Below are 16,020 nucleotides of genomic sequence, written 5' to 3'. Positions count from 1 at the left end.
ATAAACCGTATTTTGAAAGGGGAATTTACAGAAAATCTGCACGTGCTGGTGTAAATGCATCTAACAGAATACCGCCATCCTCCAGTGGGATACAGCCATGAAGAGTATCGGATGGAAAATGGATGCTGTCTCCTTCTTTGACAGTCTGCACTTCCTTTGTTTCGCCATTATCGATCATGAACTTAAAGCTTCCCTTTATTACATAAGTGACTTGTTCATGGACATGCTTATGCAACAGAATCTCCCCTGTTTGGGCTTTAGCAAACATCACTTTGACATACATAAGCTGGTCACTGTGGGCCAGCACTTTTCGGGTGGTATTACTGTCAACGATATCAATTTGAATATCTTGATCGTTAAAAAACATGGATAATTCCTCCTCTTTTTAAGCGCAAATGATTTAGATAAGTTATTTTGAAAAAAATTCATAAATCGATTTAGTTTAAAACCAGCGAAAAATAAGCCAAAGTACTCCAGAAAGGGTAGTAAAGTCGGGATCGGCGAACGTTACCCCTTCGGCACCCAAAAAAGAAAAGAGCGGCAAGGTGAGAGCCGGCAGCAGACAGAGCAAGAATCCATTAAGACAACTGGAAATAACAGCTCCTCTGAAACCACCGCTGGAATTGCCAAATATCGCGGCTGCACCACCAGCGAGGAAGCAGGCCATGATCCCTGGCACAATGACAGGCAATCCGATAAACGGGAAAAGAAAGACGCAGGCTACGCCTGTGAAGAAGCTAACCAAGAAGCCTACCAACGCGGAATTGGGTGATTTGTCGAACAGTACCAGAACATCCACACCAGGGATTGCTCCAGGTGCGAACACTTGGGAGAAACCTTTGAAAGCGGGTACAATTTCAGTTGTGAACAACTTAACACCTGCTTTTGCGATATACAAGCCGGCAGCAAAAATAGCTGACTGTTCGAGGATGAAGACGATATATTCTTTGCCATCCGATAATTTGCTGACATAATCAGAACCAGCAACCAGTCCAGATACCAGTAAAAGCACAAGCATCGTCAAGGTCGTTGCAACATTGGGGTCGCGCAAAAAACTGATGCGGTCATTAATTTTCACATTTTCGGTGTCATTTTCACGGTTGCCAAAAACTTTCCCCAAATAGGTACCTAGAATGTAAGAGGTCATGGAAGCATGAGCAATCGTATATTCATCCGATTTAATAATGTTTTTGCTGGCATTCCGGAGTAGGTAAGGAAACACCGCCATATAGCTCCCAATTACCAAAGAACCGACGATGATCGTAGTTAGCGAACTGAGACCCAGACCTTTCATAACGGCTGTAGCGGCAAAGCTCATAAACAAAATCAAGTGAAGAGACAAATAAATGTACTTGAACTTGGTCAGGCGTGCAAGCACGATGTTAAGGATCATGGAAAAGAGCAGAATGAGCGCAGCATCCGCCCCGATCTGATCAATGGTCAGTGCCATAATGGCTTCATTGCTTGGTACGACACCTTTAAGGTTGAACGCATAAGAAAAAATTTGGCTGAAGTTAGTGAGAACACCACCTAAAATTCCGCCGCCGACCTTGATCATGGTGAAACCCATAAAAGAAAGGGTAGTTCCCGTAATGATCTCTGATACTTTCTTCCTTTGGAATATAAGGCCGAGTAATGTCACAATCGCGATAATGATGGATGGCTCTCTGATAATGCTCATAAACATTTCCATAGTGATCTCCGACTTTCTTTTATTTATTTTCCATTCTTACTAAATCGATTTAGTAATACTCGAAAAAAATTTCCCTCTCGGGAATGTAAAAAGAAGCAGAATCATTTTTTGTGAATAATTTCACAACTTACTCCATACATTATTCGTTTAAGCTTCATTCCTCCCCTCTCTTCAATCGCAATCATCACTAAATTCAGGACATACATAAATGAAAGGGTATTCATGACTCGAATCATAAGATCATTATAGCTCTTTATTTTCTTTTTACAATAGAATTTATAAAAACGTTTTCAAAAAGATGAAAAGGACTTATTCAATCATTCAGTTCAGTTTTTGGACAGATTCTCTGTGGTTAATGACCGGATTCATTCGGATGATTTCTGACAGCTTCTCATGATCCTGTTCTTTTTGATCAATTTTCTCCAGCAGTAACCTCGCACTTCTTTTCCCCATTTCAAAACTCGGCTGGGAAACGGTTGTGATCGGCGGATTATAAAAAGAAGCAAAGGATACATCATCTATGCCAATCAAGGAAAAGTCATTAGGTATGGTCAGATGATTATTTTTTGCATAAATCAGCACCTGCTCCAAAATCATATCATTAGTAGCAATGATTGCGGTGGGCGGATGCTCCATGTGGAATAGTTGTCCAATCAGATTAGGCATTTCATCCAACCTGCCGCTTTTGATATAGTTTTCATTCACTGGTATGTCATGTTTGCCCAACGTATTTCGATAACCTGACAGCCGCTCACTTCGTGTGGTGATTGCTTTTTTGCCTAAGGGGAACGTGATAATCCCAATGTTGTTATGACCATGCTCAATGAGTGCTTCAACCGCAAGCTCGCTGGCCTTTTCATTATTCAACAGCACTGTATCTACGCTGATTTCATCGATTTTTCGGTCCACAAACACGAAAGGATAGCCATTTTTGACAAGGGAAACATATAATTTCTTGTTCTCTTCCGTCGGGAAAATAATAAGTCCATCCACTTGCCGAGCAATCATCGACTGGACATACTTTTTCTCTTTGAGCGAATCATCATCGGTATTGCAGACAATGACCTGGACATTTTCCAGTTGGCATTCATCTTCAATGGCACGCACGACTTCTGTTGTAAATCTCGATAAAATGGTTGAAGAAATAACCCCCACAATAAAGGTCTTCTTCTGCTTGAGACTACGTGCCACCTCATTAGGTATATAACTGAGATCCTCAATCGCTTGCTCGATCTTCTTCTTGGTGTTTTCACTCATATAGTTGTATCTCTTTTGCAGAAACTGCGAAACTGTACTCTTCGACACCCCGGCACGTTCTGCAACTTCCTTCATCGTTGTTACCATAATTACCCTCCTTTCCTTCCTGCATGTCAGGTGTATTAATTTTCAAATATATATATTCTGCAACCTGTGTGTAAAGTGAATTTCACTTTATTATATACCTTCTTTTACAGCAGGAAAATATAATAAATGAGGAGTTAGAGCGTGCCCTCCAGCCCCTAAACAACCACTCCCACAAAAGCTGGATACTTAGCTTAACCATCCGTTGTTACGAATCTATTGAATTCGAACGAAATCTTAGAATTATACGAATTTTATGAACTTGTTTGATGGAAGATTTGAACATAAAATGATAATGTAATCGGTTGCAATTTCTTTTAAATAAAGGAGGAAGCAGAATTATGAAGAAAAAAGGACTGAAAAAAACATTTTTCGTCATTACCTCCCTCGTAATGGGCTTCACACTGTATGGCTATACTCCCGCTTCAGTAGATGCAGCCAGTGTGAAAGGATATTATCACACCCAAGGAAACAAGATTGTAGACGAATCCGGGAAAGAAGCGGCATTTAACGGCCTGAACTGGTTCGGTCTGGAAACTCCTAATTACACCTTGCATGGACTATGGAGCCGCTCAATGGACGACATGCTAGATCAGGTGAAGAAAGAAGGCTACAATTTGATTCGTCTGCCTTACAGCAATCAGTTATTCGATTCCAGTTCCCGTCCAGACAGTATTGATTACCATAAAAACCCTGATCTGGTCGGATTAACTCCGATTCAAATTATGGACAAGCTGATCGAAAAAGCTGGACAACGCGGTATTCAGATTATCCTTGACCGTCACCGTCCAGACTCAGGTGGGCAATCCGAGCTGTGGTACACATCCCAGTACCCTGAGTCTCGCTGGATTAGTGACTGGAAAATGTTAGCTGACCGTTATAAAAACAACCCCACCGTCATTGGTGCGGATTTGCACAACGAGCCACACGGGCAAGCAAGCTGGGGTACAGGCAATACCTCCACAGACTGGCGTATGGCGGCACAACGTGCAGGGAATGCGATTCTGTCCGTGAATCCGAATTGGCTAATTCTCGTAGAAGGTGTAGACCACAATGTACAAGGCAACAATAGCCAATACTGGTGGGGTGGCAACCTGACAGGTGTAGCCAACTATCCTGTCGTTCTGGACGTACCGAACCGTGTCGTATATTCTCCTCATGATTACGGCCCTGGTGTGTCTTCTCAGCCATGGTTCAACGACTCGTCTTTCCCGTCCAACCTGCCAGCGATCTGGGATCAAACCTGGGGCTACATCAGCAAGCAAAACATAGCTCCGGTGCTGGTCGGTGAATTCGGCGGTCGTAATGTTGATGTGTCTACTACTGAGGGGAAATGGCAAAATGCACTCGTAGACTATATTGGTGCCAACAACCTGTACTTTACGTACTGGTCCCTGAATCCGAATAGCGGCGACACAGGCGGTCTGCTACTGGATGACTGGGTTACCTGGAATCGTCCGAAGCAAGATATGCTGAGCCGGATTATGAAACCTGTTATTTTTGTAGCGGAACAAGCGAAAGCAACCGCCGAATAAGCCTGTCGCCTGCTCCGCGGTTATATGACAACGGCCCATCCTTTGGGCATTTGACACAGGACAGGCTGCCCATGTTTTTTGCTGATTATCGTGAATGAGTAACTACGTAGTATACTCATTGTAAAAGCCGCTTTCCCCCCTTCAGGATCAGGTCATGCCAGACCTATGGAGGGGGAAAAGCGGTTTTTTTAGGTAAACTTACACATACGTATAACAGATATTGATGATTGACAATGAGCTATTTACTAAATTATTATTACCTTTTAATGTATTTCATAATGAAGAGGTGGTGCTCAAAAAATGTTTGGAATCGTAAATTATGAAGTATTTTTGCTTACTGGAATCCTCCTAAATCTAATTCCTGGTGCAGACACAATGTATATAATTGGGAAAAGCATTGCACAAGGGAGAAAAGCCGGTGTGTATTCTGTTTTCGGTATCATTAGTGGTTCATTGATCCATACGTTGTTAGTTGCTTTTGGTTTATCAATTATACTTACAAAGTCAATTATCGTGTTCAACATGATTAAAATAATTGGAGTTATTTATTTAGTTTATCTAGGGGTTAGAATGCTATTAGATAAAACAAATGCAAGTTTTAGAGCATCTGAATCCAATAAACAACACAGCAACAGAAAAACATATCTACAAGGGATGTTGACCAGTCTTACGAATCCCAAGGTTTCTTTGTTTTTCATTGCCTTTCTTCCACAATTTATTGATACAAAGGCTTCTGGGCCCATTCCATTTATCATTTTAGGACTTACATTTTCGTTCACCGGATTGTTATGGTGCTTATTTATTGCCTATTTTTCCTCTTACATTACCCATAAAATAAAAGTCAACCAAAGGCTTAGCAGCTATTTAAACAAAATAACCGGGATAATCTTCATCGGATTAGGATTAAATCTTCTTCGAACAAAGGCTCCTCAATAAACCTGAATAATTGTTCAAAAATGTTCCACTAACAGGAACATTTTTGAATTACAGTCTGTTTTTTATTCCCATGCATTATTGGGGCCCTGTCGGCCTAGCGATCGGATTTATTTTAATCGTTGCATCGATATTTACATAACGTTGATTGCAAACATGAGCTATTCCGAACACCACAATGCGAGCCAGTTGCTCCCATTGTGGTCTTTTTCCTTTCGCAGGTCAATTATGATCAGATACCACCATGATTTACCTGTAGGCCAATGAATTTGGGGCAGGCAGTTGAAAACCTAGCTCATGTTTCGCCCCAGCTGCTCCACCTTGCTCAGCCAATCGTTGCGCTGCTGATCCGATAATTTATTCATGAGATCAATCGCAGTAGAATGCACCGGCTTGACACCACATAGATGCAGCGTGGAATCCTTCATCATCCGATGTCCAGGCTGTCCCTGGAAAAATCGGTAGTACCAATGCGGACCGTCCATCGTTGTAATGAGGCGGGCCGTTCTTCCTTTTAGAAGCTTGTCAGGCAGGGGTTTTCCTTTTTGATACTTAAACGCAAATCCCGGCATAAAGGTACGGTCAATGAATCCTTTCATTAATGCAGGCAAGCTGCCCCACCAGATCGGAAAGACAAAAACGAGATGTTCTGCCCATTTAATCGACTCCTGTGCTTGGATCAAATCAGGTTCCAGCGGCAATTTATTACGATATCCACCTAATAGATTTGGATTAAAGTCCAACGCGGATAGCTGCAACAAACGAACCTCCGCCCCTGCAGCCTTCGCTCCTTTTACATAGGATTGAGCCAGCGCTTCCCCATAACTGCCAGCGACCGGATTCCCTTGAATCACCAATATTTTTTTAGACATATAAACCACTTCCTACCTTCATATTATGATTTTAGTTAGAATACACTAACTTTATATTTAAAAAGAAAAGGTCACTACTGACCTTTACTTAATAAAGCAGTTAAACGTTGTTTGACCTCTGCTGCAAATGGAACCAACTGCTGTGGAAGTTCACCTTCCAGGCTGGACACGGACAAGCGTGTAATGGCTCCAATGATGAGCACACCGGATAGCAGAGCATCCTGCTTCGGCAGTTCACCTTGTTGAATCCCCTGTTCGATGAATTCAGTCAACGCCTCCAGCGGCTGACGCACATTCTGGCTCTGGCTTGCTTCAACATACAGCTCATGATGCTGTGATAGTAGAAGCAAACCATACTGGTCCTCGTCATGCATATCCAGCACTTCATCCACCAGTTGATGGAAACGACTAACGAAGTTCCCACTCTGCTTGCGATAGAAGTCAATTAATGTGGTGTAGCTATTACAATACTGCCCGAATACTTCCAAGGCCATCGCATCTTTACTCTTAAAATGCTTATAAATCGCGGCATCCGTCACACCAGCAGCCTCTCCAATTTCTTTGACTGAAATCCCGTCAATTCCTTTGGTTGCAAATAAGCGCATTGCTGCCTGCAGAATATCTTTCTTTTTGCTGTCTACATGTGTTTTCTTATTCATAAGCTTATAGTAAGCGATAACTAACTAAAGTGCAAATTATATTTATGCAGGCTCATTCGGTCTTCATATCTCCATTTAAAATATATTGGATTCAACCTAAAATAACATGTTTTTATAAGCAAATGATCATGAACACCTTAAACAATACGTTTATCACCACATTTTATTCATATAAAATAGATATGTAACCGAATAAAAACGGGTGTTCTGAACCGTAAATAAAGAGGAGTGAACCCAATGAGCTTACTGTTTCAACCCCTTCAAATACACGATGTAGAGCTAAAAAACCGGATTATGATGTCTCCAATGGGTACCGTCTCAGCTGCTGAAGACGGAAAAGCAACCGATTGGCATACGCTGCATTATGGTGCTCGGGCGCTAGGATAGGTGGGACTAATTATGCTTGAGGTGCATGCAGTCACCCAGCAGGGAAAAGACTCAGGCAGTCTTGGCATATGGAGCGACGAGCACATTTCCCCGCTGCAAAAAGTCGTGCAAGCCATCCATGACCAAGGCTCCAAAGCCGGTCTTCAGCTTTGGCATGTCGGACGCAAAGGCTCGTTGCCCCAAGAAACAGCTATATCTGCCTCTGGGTTACCTCACCGCAAACAGTATCATCCACTGGATCGCACACTAAATTGGACAATTTCCACAATAATAGGTGTGCCGGAGAGAATTGCCTCTCCTTCGTTAAGGCGAATCGTCAGCGATGAAGGTGTTAGGCTATACAATGTGCTTTCTTGTATCATTCCATTAATGTATAGATTGGCATAACTGTTGCTTCCGACATTAAAATGCTGAAAGGCCCCCTGTACACCATCTACAGAAAATTGATCCGCCATAATCGTGATTGAAGATTCAATTGTAGCAGGTGCAAAATAAAAATACCGCTCAGCTATGGGTATAATTTCAATATTTGAAATGTCAGCTGCCGGACCGGTTGGGCCTGTTATACCTTGGGCTCCAGTAGGGCCCGCTATGCCCTGTGCTCCAGTAGGGCCAGGTGCACCTGTTGCACCTGAACTACCTTGGACTCCAGCCGGACCTGGCACTCCTGTCGCTCCCCGTGTTCCTGCTGGACCCTGTATTCCTGGTATTCCTTGGACTCCCGGTGTTCCCGCAGTTCCCGGCATGCCTTGGGCTCCTGCTAAACCTGGAATACCTTGTACCCCTGTCAAACCGGGAATGCCTTGTGCTCCTGCCGAACCCGGTGCAGCTCGCTTTCCCGTCTGGCTCATGCTCCTCCTCCGCTTGCTAGGAGTATTTCTACACTGCCGTTGCATGATTAGCTTTGGATGCTTTTTGGGATGGAACCCCGTTTTTGTTCTACCTTTGAATGAATAACTTGTTTTACACTTTTTACGTTTGTTGATCTTGTAATGTATGGTCCTCTTTCCTAGCCTCCTTAGTGATGAATCGCGTCTCCTCATACCAGCCGTATACACCTCCTTATCACATGCTTATTTATGTATTGTATGCACATCCCCCTTTAGGGTTTTAGGCATCTGTAGCATGCTGATTCCAAGTATTCGCTTCCATCTATATTTGTAGCAAAATAGGGCCTTCTCCATTTACCCTATTATTAATAGAAAGGTTAATATGCCGTTTCCGAATAGGTTGAAAAATCATTTATTGATTAAGAGCCAGCGAATGGCTCATTACCAGTAAAGAAAGGAGGTGAGAACGATGCCTATCGTAAAACCCGTTTTTACAGCAGTGGCTACTGCTCCAGTGTCAACAGGTGGTGCTGTAACCACGACCGTAACCCCAACCACCACTCGTTTTTTCGCAACGATTACCGCCGGGATGATCGGAGCAACAGTAACAACCATTCCTGCTGCAAGCTTTGTAGATGACGCCAATGCTCCGGTTGTTAATTTACCGACATTAACGGCTAATGATACTTCTAGTTATTCTGTTAATGGACTTGTTCAGCAAAGCTCCTTATTCACCCTAAGCACAACAAGTCTGGTCATTGACTCCACTGATATTTCAGTAGGTGTTCCGGTTATTATCGAAATATCAAATTTTAGCGGCACAGCCTCTACCATCTCAACCCAACCTACCATCTCTGCTCCTACCATTACTATTACCAGTTGAGACGTTTCACATTTTAAGTCTGACGGATTGAACATTCAAGCCCGATGTACATTACCCCGTAAAAGCTAGAAAAGACCGATTCAGATGTCAATATCTGAATCGGTCTTTTAAGTTCAAGATGATTATATAATCGTTTTCAAATGACTGGATACTGTATGATTAAGGCAAAATAGCAAAGGAACGCACCGGAAATCCAGGGGAATTTTGAATGCTGGGAACGATATTATATATGACCGCGCCCGTCGGGGGCAGCTTGTCCAAATTCGTCAGCACCTCAACTTGATACCGATCCTGCTCCAATATGTAATATTCCCCTACCAGCTTGCCAGCTTTGCGATAAGCTACAGAGGAATCGGTATCTAGTGTTTCATGTCCAATGGCAGCCACATTCCGTTCTTCTACCAAAAAGCGTAGCGCTTCCAGCGACCAGCCCGGACAGTGTGCATCTCCGGCGTCGTCCTTGTTTGAGAAGGCATCTGAATCAGGCCAACGGTTGCTCCAATCACTGCGAAAAGCTACAAAGGACTGATCAGCAATGCGTCCATGCTCTTTCTCAAAGTCCAAAATATCCGCAACCGTAAGTTCATAGTCAGAATTATCTGCAACGGCTGCTGAACGGTCAATGACAACTAGCGGCAAAATCAGCTCCTTCAACGAAAGCTCATGCAAGTACCGTTTGCCCTTCACAAAATGAACGGGTGCGTCAATATGAGTCCCATACTGACCGGGAAAGCAGTATTGTTTTACAAAAAAGCCATCATCGTGGGTAAACAGGGTATCCACCTGAACATTATCGAATACTGGAAAATGAGGGATTTCAGGATAAAAAGCGTGGGACAAATCCACCCACTCTTTTTGCTTCAACAACTTCAAGATATCTGCTAAATGCTCTGCCATGATGCCCATTCCTCCTCAGCTTTATTACAAGCCATTTTACCTGAGGATTCTTCAAAAATCTATAAATCGATCTGCTATTCTAATATATAGACAAAATCTATTTTGTGCGACCGTATGGACGAAGAAGCTACCCTCCCGTCTACGATGAAATGAGCGATTTCTTAACATTGGATATCCCTCCTTTTAGAATGAAATCGTTAACATTCTGATAAAAATACAAAAACAATTCCATATATTCATATATACATTTCCTATTCCGTGTGATTGTTAACGTTTTCATTATTACATATACGTCTTGATTGGAAAAAGAAGGGGTCTATTGAATTATATAAAAAATTCGACAAAAATTTTAGTATGTAACTTTTATTATATTAACAAATACTGGAACACAAAGTATGATAGAAAATGTAGAAACCACAGGAGCACCCGGGACTCCCTTCGTTCGTCTACTCCATTAATCCAATATACGGAGGTATTTTATGAAAAAGAGATTTTCACTCGGAATCGCGGCAGCTCTGCTGTTCACTACCCTGTCCCCTCTTGGTGCACCTGCTCATGCAGCCAGCGATATTGGTAAAGAAACGCTTGGCAGCAAAAACGGATGGGCAGCTTTTTCTACAGGCACAACGGGCGGAGCTGCAGCCTCTTCTTCCAATATTTTCACCGTAACGAATCGCAAGCAATTAGTTGATGCCTTAGGCAAAAGCAGCAACACAACGCCTAAAATTATTTATGTCAAAGGCACGATCAATGCCAACGTCGATGACAATAATAAACCGTTAGGATTGAACGACTACAAGGACTCTAAATATGAGTTTGACGCCTACCTCAAAGCGTATGACCCGTCCACATGGGGTAAAAAGGCCCCGTCTGGCACATTGGAAAAGGCACGTGAGGCTTCACAAAAAAATCAGGCCAGTCGTGTCGTCATTGAAATTCCGTCCAATACTACGATTGTCGGTCTGGGAAGCGACGCGGTCATTAATGGCGCAAACTTCCAACTAAAAAAAGGGACAGACAACGTTATTATCCGTAATATCGAATTCCAGGATGCCTACGATTATTTTCCTCAATGGGACCCAACGGACGGCAGTACAGGCAATTGGAATTCGGAATATGACAGCATTACAGTTAACGGCGCCACACATGTATGGGTAGACCACAATACCTTCAATGATGGGTCTCACCCCGATAGCCAAAATGGCACCTTTTACGGCCAAGAATACCAGCATCATGATGGACTTCTCGATGTGATTAACCAAGGCGATCTCGTTACGGTTTCTTACAATCATTTTTACGATCATGATAAATCATCGATTATTGGCAACAGCGACAGTAAAACAGCAGATGAAGGGACTTTACGTGTAACCCTACACCACAATTATTATGAAAACACGGTACAACGCACACCACGCGTGCGGTATGGACAAGTCCATCTGTACAACAATTACTATACTGGTGATGTAAAACGCTCCGAATATCCTTCACTGTATATATGGGGCGCAGGCAAATCCTCCAAAATCTTCGCCGAAAACAATGTCATTGACGTTGCCGGTTTATCTGCAGCTAAAATCGTGACTGTCTTTGGAGGAACTGCCCTGTCAGATACGGGCACAATCCTGAATGGACAAGCTGTTAACGCAGGCTCCAGCGCGGGTCTTAGCTCCTCTGTAGGCTGGAAACCATCGCTGAACGATAAAATTTCCCCATCCGCCAGTGTGAAGGCAGAAGTCACTTCCCAAGCCGGTTCCGGTAAGCTGTAAACACTGCCCGCTAACACAAATAACCACAGGCGCATACAACCTGCGGTTTTACACCAAAAAGGCTGTTTCCTCCGTAGAATAATTCCACACGGAGAGAACAGCCTTTTTTTTATTTTTCATTTGTTTAATTACAAATATAACACGCCTTAACTGCCGTATTGTTCTACCAAAACCGGCTTTTCAAATGCGTTATCCAGCTTGCGAAGTTTAGCCTTTACCGCTTCTGGTGGCTCAACCGCAGGCGCATCTGGATGCAGCAACCATGATTTCACAAAGTGCGTATCGGATAATTGAAAGAGTGGAGGCTCTTTCTCAAAGTCAATTTTCATAGCATAAGAACTACGGGCTGCAAAAGCATCCCCTACAGGTGGGTGAAGCAGATCCGGAGGTGTTCCCGGGATAGCTGCCAGCTTCTGACCATGGCTGTCCAAACTTGGCATAGAAGCGAGAAGGCCCCATGTATATGGATGTTTCGGGTTATAGAAAATTTCATTAACCGTACCTGTTTCCACGATTTGTCCTGCGTACATAACGGCAACGCGATCAGCCATCTTCGCCACAACACCGAGGTCATGAGTAATAAAGATGATGGAAGTATCGATCTTTTTCTGAAGATCCTTCATCAGCTCCAAAATTTGAGCTTGAATCGTTACGTCCAACGCAGTCGTCGGCTCATCGGCAATCAGAAGTTTCGGATTAGCAGCCAATGCCATCGCAATAACGACACGTTGACGCATACCGCCACTAAATTCATGCGGATATTGGTTAAAACGCTGTTCAGGATGTGGAATACCTACCAGATTCAGCAACTCAATACCCCGCTTGCGAGCAGCATCTTTGGATATTTTTTCATGCTTGAAAAGCACTTCCGTGATCTGCTTGCCCACTTTCATCGTCGGGTTAAGCGAAGTCATTGGGTCCTGAGAAATCAGGCCAATTTCCTTACCACGAATTTTTTGCATCTGCTTCTCTGTTTTATTAATTAGCTCTTGTCCGTCAAACATAATTTGACCCTTTTGATAAATGCCTGGAGGGGTCGGAATCAACTTCATAACAGCTTGTGAGGTTACGCTTTTGCCTGAGCCGGATTCACCCACAATCGCCAGCGTCTCTCCTTTATTGACATGAAAGTTTACGCCACGAATGGCCTGCACTAGTCCCTGGCGGGTCTTGAAAGATATCGTTAAGTCCTTCACTTCCAAAAGGCGGTTCATCTCATCACTCTTTCATTTATTATTCATCACTATTATTGACCACTATCTAAAAAAACGACGTCCATGAGTCAAGGTATATACGATTAATTTTACTCAGTTTAGTACCTACCAGTCAAGCTATATCTAAAATATCATCAAAAACCTCTCATATCATGTTATATAAATGGAATGTTTGTCCGAAAAAACGATCATTTTTAACCATTTCTGTACTCATTTATAACATGCGCTGGATGTAGCTGAAGCGTGCTCCACCCAATGGCGAACGTGTGCAGAGTAGTTCTCCATTCAATCGGGTAGCAATTTGACGACAAATAGCCAATCCAAGACCTGTGGCACCATTCGAGCCCGCATAGAATCTTCCAAATACCTCAGCTGCCTCTTGTTCGGTCAGCCCTTCCCCATCATCATCCACGTGCATAACCCATACAACCTCCGGTGTTGTCCCTGTCTCCAAATGAATGACAACCTCCGTAGAGGTGTGCCGAACTGCATTTTGCAACAAATTCAATATCATACGGAACAATTGCTCGGCCGGAACGGCCACATGCAGGCCCTCTCCCTCCACTCGAAGCGAGATAGAACGTTCAGCAGCCACTGGCATCAATAGATGAACAGCATCCTCCGCCATGCTTCTAAGATCAACCAGAGAGACAGGCCATTCTTCATTCAGCGCCTCAAGCCTCGATAGCTGCAGCAGCTTTTCCACCATATCAATTAACCGCTGGGACTGCACTTTGATGATACTCAGCCCCTCGTCCTGGGATACCACTTGATCCTGAATGGCATATACATAGCCTTGAATGGACATTAACGGTGTCCTTAGCTCGTGAGATACATTTTGCAGAAATTCAATTTGACCGTGGTGGTGGTGCTGAATACGGGCGGACATGGAATGAAAGGTGCTGATCAGCTCGCCAATCTCACTTTTATCCGCCTGCGGAAAATCACTATCCTGCGGCTGATTCGGCTCATAGTTGCCTACCGCCTCCATCAATCGTTTGAGCGGACGCACCAGACGTGAGACAACCATCAGACCAATGACGAGAATTACCAAAAAACCCGCGATGATAGATAGTAATGTGGTTCTCATTAACGGTACATACAGTGCTCGCAAAGAAGATAAGGGTGAGTATACAAAAATACGAAAAGGTTGTCCGGGCAATTCTTCATTCGTAAACAGTACCTTTTTACCTTGAAGCACAGCCACCCCTTCATGTGTAGCGGTCAGATCCTGGGCAGACGGATGAACCGATGCAAAAAATCCTTGTCGGATCAAAAGCAAACGCTCGATCTTTTTGCCTTCCATTCCAGAGACGCTTGAGTCGATGATGCGGTTATCCGTGCTTAAAATAAAGTAATCGGCAGATAAAAGCACGCCCTTGATAACATAGTTAAATTCAGCATTATCCAGTCGATCAAAGCCTCCGTCACTCATAATATGGACGGCTTTGCGTGCCTGCTCATGAAGCTTGGATTTGGCCTGATTCACCAGAATGTCGTCGATAAGCCTGATGAATAAGACCACCGTAATACAGACGGTAATAAGCATGGCGATGGTTAGGGAAAGCAGTATTTTAGCTCTCATCGTACGCATGGCTACAACTCCTGAACTGTTGCTTTATATCCGAAGCCCCATACGGTGTTAATGACGAGCGTAGAGTGGTACTCAGCTAACTTTTTACGAATCCGTTTGACCAGATCATCCACGACTCTCACATCACCTATAAAATCATAGCTCCACACCTGCTGAATCAGATGCTCCCTGCCGAAAGGTCTTTCCAGATGATTCGCAAGAAACAACAGCAGGTCGAATTCACGTGAGGTCAAATTTAGCTCTTGTCCGTCCACTGTGACTTTACGAAAGTCAGCAAAAATATACAGATTGCCCGCATGGCATATATCTGCGCTTTCTGCCGCTTGCCTATCGTCTGATGCAGACATTCCGGCCATGCTCAGTCTCAGCATCGCTTTGACCCTTCCTACCAACTCCCTTGGATTAAAGGGCTTGGTCAAAAAATCGCTGCATCCCAGCTCCAGCCCGTGAATACGGTCGTTTTCTTCTCCACGGGCAGAGATCATAATGATCGGCATTTCCGTAAACTCGCGAAGCTGAGTCAATAGAGAAAGCCCATCAATGCCAGGCATCATAATATCAAGAACGAGACAATCCGGACGGTTCGTACGGATATGCTCTACCAGTGTTTTACCACTGGAAAAGGAAGTGACCTCGTAGGATTCTTTTTTCAAATATTCAGATATTAATTGCAGAATGAACACATCGTCATCCACTACTACTATTTTTGTCATGACCTTAACCCCTTGCCGTTGTTCTGGATGCTTCCATCCTCTCTTTAAGCTTAACAGAAGCCCAGCAGAATAGACAAAAGACGGGTATACCGTTCCCGGTCCCGTCTTTCTTATCATGAATCGCTGCTGTATATGCCAGGCGAGCTGAATGCTAACTGCATATCAATCTTATTTCTTGGTTGTTACTGTTTTTGGAGCTGTTTTGACTGTTTTTGAAGCTGTTTTGGCTGGGACTGCTTTTTTAACTGGAGCTTTGTGGGTCACTTTTTTAGCTACGACATGATGTGCACGAGTTTTATGAGTTGTTGCTTTGTGTTTGACAACATTATGTTTTTTTGCATGATGTTTAACTGTACGGTGCTGCACTTTCACTGCTTTTGTTTTGTGGCTTGCCACTTTTTTCGCAACGGATTTTTTGGCAGGGGCTTTCTTCGCTTTGGTTGTTGTTTTATGATCTGTTGTAGCTTTTTTAACGGGTGCTTTCACCACAGGTGTTTTCGTCACAGGTGCTTTTGCCGGTGTTTTGGTAGCCGGAGTTGTAACCGCAGGAGCTTTAATTGCTGGTGCAGTGCTCGCTGGAGTCGTTGTTGCTGTAGCGGCGAATGCGCTGCTTGCTCCTCCCAGTACACTTACTACGGTCAATACGGCTGCTGCATTTTTAGTCCATTTTTTCATGATTGAATCACCTCTCCTTTAAAGTATCTTT

General features: G+C 43.5%; 15 protein-coding genes and 1 pseudogene. 5 read left to right on the top strand and 11 right to left on the bottom strand.

The features are described 5' to 3' along the window. Positions 1 to 25 precede the first annotated feature (25 nt). From ACQW03_RS18990 to ACQW03_RS18980, 3 genes are all read right to left on the bottom strand, one after another. Positions 26 to 367 carry a cupin domain-containing protein gene (locus ACQW03_RS18990; RefSeq protein WP_023989787.1) on the bottom strand — a complete coding sequence of 114 codons (342 nt, stop codon included), beginning with the start codon at positions 365 to 367 and terminating at the stop codon, positions 26 to 28. Between the two features lie 75 nt (positions 368 to 442). Beyond that, complete coding sequence (locus ACQW03_RS18985; RefSeq protein ID WP_230486389.1) at positions 443 to 1,681, bottom strand: PTS ascorbate transporter subunit IIC; 1,239 nt, start codon at positions 1,679 to 1,681, stop codon at positions 443 to 445. Between the two features lie 333 nt (positions 1,682 to 2,014). Then, entirely contained in the window at positions 2,015 to 3,037 is a 1,023-nt protein-coding gene (locus tag ACQW03_RS18980) for a substrate-binding domain-containing protein (RefSeq protein WP_441951171.1), read from the bottom strand. Between the two features lie 338 nt (positions 3,038 to 3,375). On the opposite strand from ACQW03_RS18980, the gene ACQW03_RS18975 reads away from it, so the two are divergent. Continuing rightward, complete coding sequence (locus ACQW03_RS18975; RefSeq protein WP_441951169.1) at positions 3,376 to 4,569, top strand: glycoside hydrolase family 5 protein; 1,194 nt, start codon at positions 3,376 to 3,378, stop codon at positions 4,567 to 4,569. Between the two features lie 300 nt (positions 4,570 to 4,869). Continuing rightward, positions 4,870 to 5,505, top strand: a complete 636-nt coding sequence (locus ACQW03_RS18970) for a LysE family translocator (RefSeq protein ID WP_071642325.1) — start codon at positions 4,870 to 4,872, stop codon at positions 5,503 to 5,505. A 287-nt stretch (positions 5,506 to 5,792) separates the two neighbouring features. Here the strand turns inward: ACQW03_RS18970 and ACQW03_RS18965 are convergent, their stop codons facing one another. Beyond that, positions 5,793 to 6,374, bottom strand: a complete 582-nt coding sequence (locus ACQW03_RS18965) for an NAD(P)H-dependent oxidoreductase (RefSeq protein ID WP_025723258.1) — start codon at positions 6,372 to 6,374, stop codon at positions 5,793 to 5,795. Between the two features lie 74 nt (positions 6,375 to 6,448). Next, positions 6,449 to 7,033, bottom strand: a complete 585-nt coding sequence (locus ACQW03_RS18960; RefSeq protein ID WP_071642327.1) for a TetR/AcrR family transcriptional regulator — start codon at positions 7,031 to 7,033, stop codon at positions 6,449 to 6,451. A gap of 237 nt (positions 7,034 to 7,270) precedes the next feature. Here ACQW03_RS18960 and ACQW03_RS18955 point away from each other — a divergent pair. Beyond that, a pseudogene (locus tag ACQW03_RS18955) lies at positions 7,271 to 7,591 on the top strand (oxidoreductase); the annotation flags it as partial. Positions 7,592 to 7,647: 56 nt separating this feature from the next. On the opposite strand, the gene ACQW03_RS18950 reads toward ACQW03_RS18955, so the two are convergent. After that, complete coding sequence (locus ACQW03_RS18950) at positions 7,648 to 8,271, bottom strand: DUF4183 domain-containing protein (protein WP_071642329.1); 624 nt, start codon at positions 8,269 to 8,271, stop codon at positions 7,648 to 7,650. Between the two features lie 448 nt (positions 8,272 to 8,719). Between ACQW03_RS18950 and ACQW03_RS18945 the strand changes: the two genes are divergently transcribed. Further along, complete coding sequence (locus tag ACQW03_RS18945) at positions 8,720 to 9,133, top strand: DUF4183 domain-containing protein (protein ID WP_071642331.1); 414 nt, start codon at positions 8,720 to 8,722, stop codon at positions 9,131 to 9,133. 159 nt (positions 9,134 to 9,292) lie between these two features. Here ACQW03_RS18945 and ACQW03_RS18940 read toward each other — a convergent pair whose 3' ends face one another. Beyond that, entirely contained in the window at positions 9,293 to 10,030 is a 738-nt protein-coding gene (locus ACQW03_RS18940; RefSeq protein ID WP_441951165.1) for a cyclase family protein, read from the bottom strand. Between the two features lie 479 nt (positions 10,031 to 10,509). Between ACQW03_RS18940 and ACQW03_RS18935 the strand changes: the two genes are divergently transcribed. Then, the gene (locus tag ACQW03_RS18935; protein WP_071642335.1) at positions 10,510 to 11,793 is read left to right on the top strand and encodes a pectate lyase family protein; all 1,284 of its coding nucleotides are present in this window, start codon (positions 10,510 to 10,512) and stop codon (positions 11,791 to 11,793) included. A gap of 146 nt (positions 11,794 to 11,939) precedes the next feature. Here the strand turns inward: ACQW03_RS18935 and ACQW03_RS18930 are convergent, their stop codons facing one another. The 4 genes from ACQW03_RS18930 to ACQW03_RS18915 all read right to left on the bottom strand — a co-directional run bounded on the left by ACQW03_RS18930 (position 11,940) and on the right by ACQW03_RS18915 (position 15,989). Further along, the gene (locus ACQW03_RS18930) at positions 11,940 to 13,007 is read right to left on the bottom strand and encodes an ABC transporter ATP-binding protein (protein ID WP_013311421.1); all 1,068 of its coding nucleotides are present in this window, start codon (positions 13,005 to 13,007) and stop codon (positions 11,940 to 11,942) included. A gap of 214 nt (positions 13,008 to 13,221) precedes the next feature. Then, positions 13,222 to 14,601 carry a HAMP domain-containing sensor histidine kinase gene (locus ACQW03_RS18925; protein WP_076293890.1) on the bottom strand — a complete coding sequence of 460 codons (1,380 nt, stop codon included), beginning with the start codon at positions 14,599 to 14,601 and terminating at the stop codon, positions 13,222 to 13,224. Between the two features lie 2 nt (positions 14,602 to 14,603). Continuing rightward, positions 14,604 to 15,314, bottom strand: coding sequence for a response regulator transcription factor (locus ACQW03_RS18920; RefSeq protein ID WP_076293889.1), 711 nt, complete (start codon positions 15,312 to 15,314; stop codon positions 14,604 to 14,606). A 168-nt stretch (positions 15,315 to 15,482) separates the two neighbouring features. Then, positions 15,483 to 15,989, bottom strand: coding sequence for a hypothetical protein (locus ACQW03_RS18915; RefSeq protein WP_076293888.1), 507 nt, complete (start codon positions 15,987 to 15,989; stop codon positions 15,483 to 15,485). Positions 15,990 to 16,020 lie beyond the last annotated feature (31 nt).

Origin of the sequence: Paenibacillus sp. DRB1-1, from assembly GCF_052119485.1 — a bacterium.
In the GTDB taxonomy this organism is placed as follows: domain Bacteria; phylum Bacillota; class Bacilli; order Paenibacillales; family Paenibacillaceae; genus Paenibacillus; species Paenibacillus polymyxa_B.
Note: the sequence above shows the minus strand (reverse complement) of the source record. Positions and strands in the feature narration are given on the sequence as shown.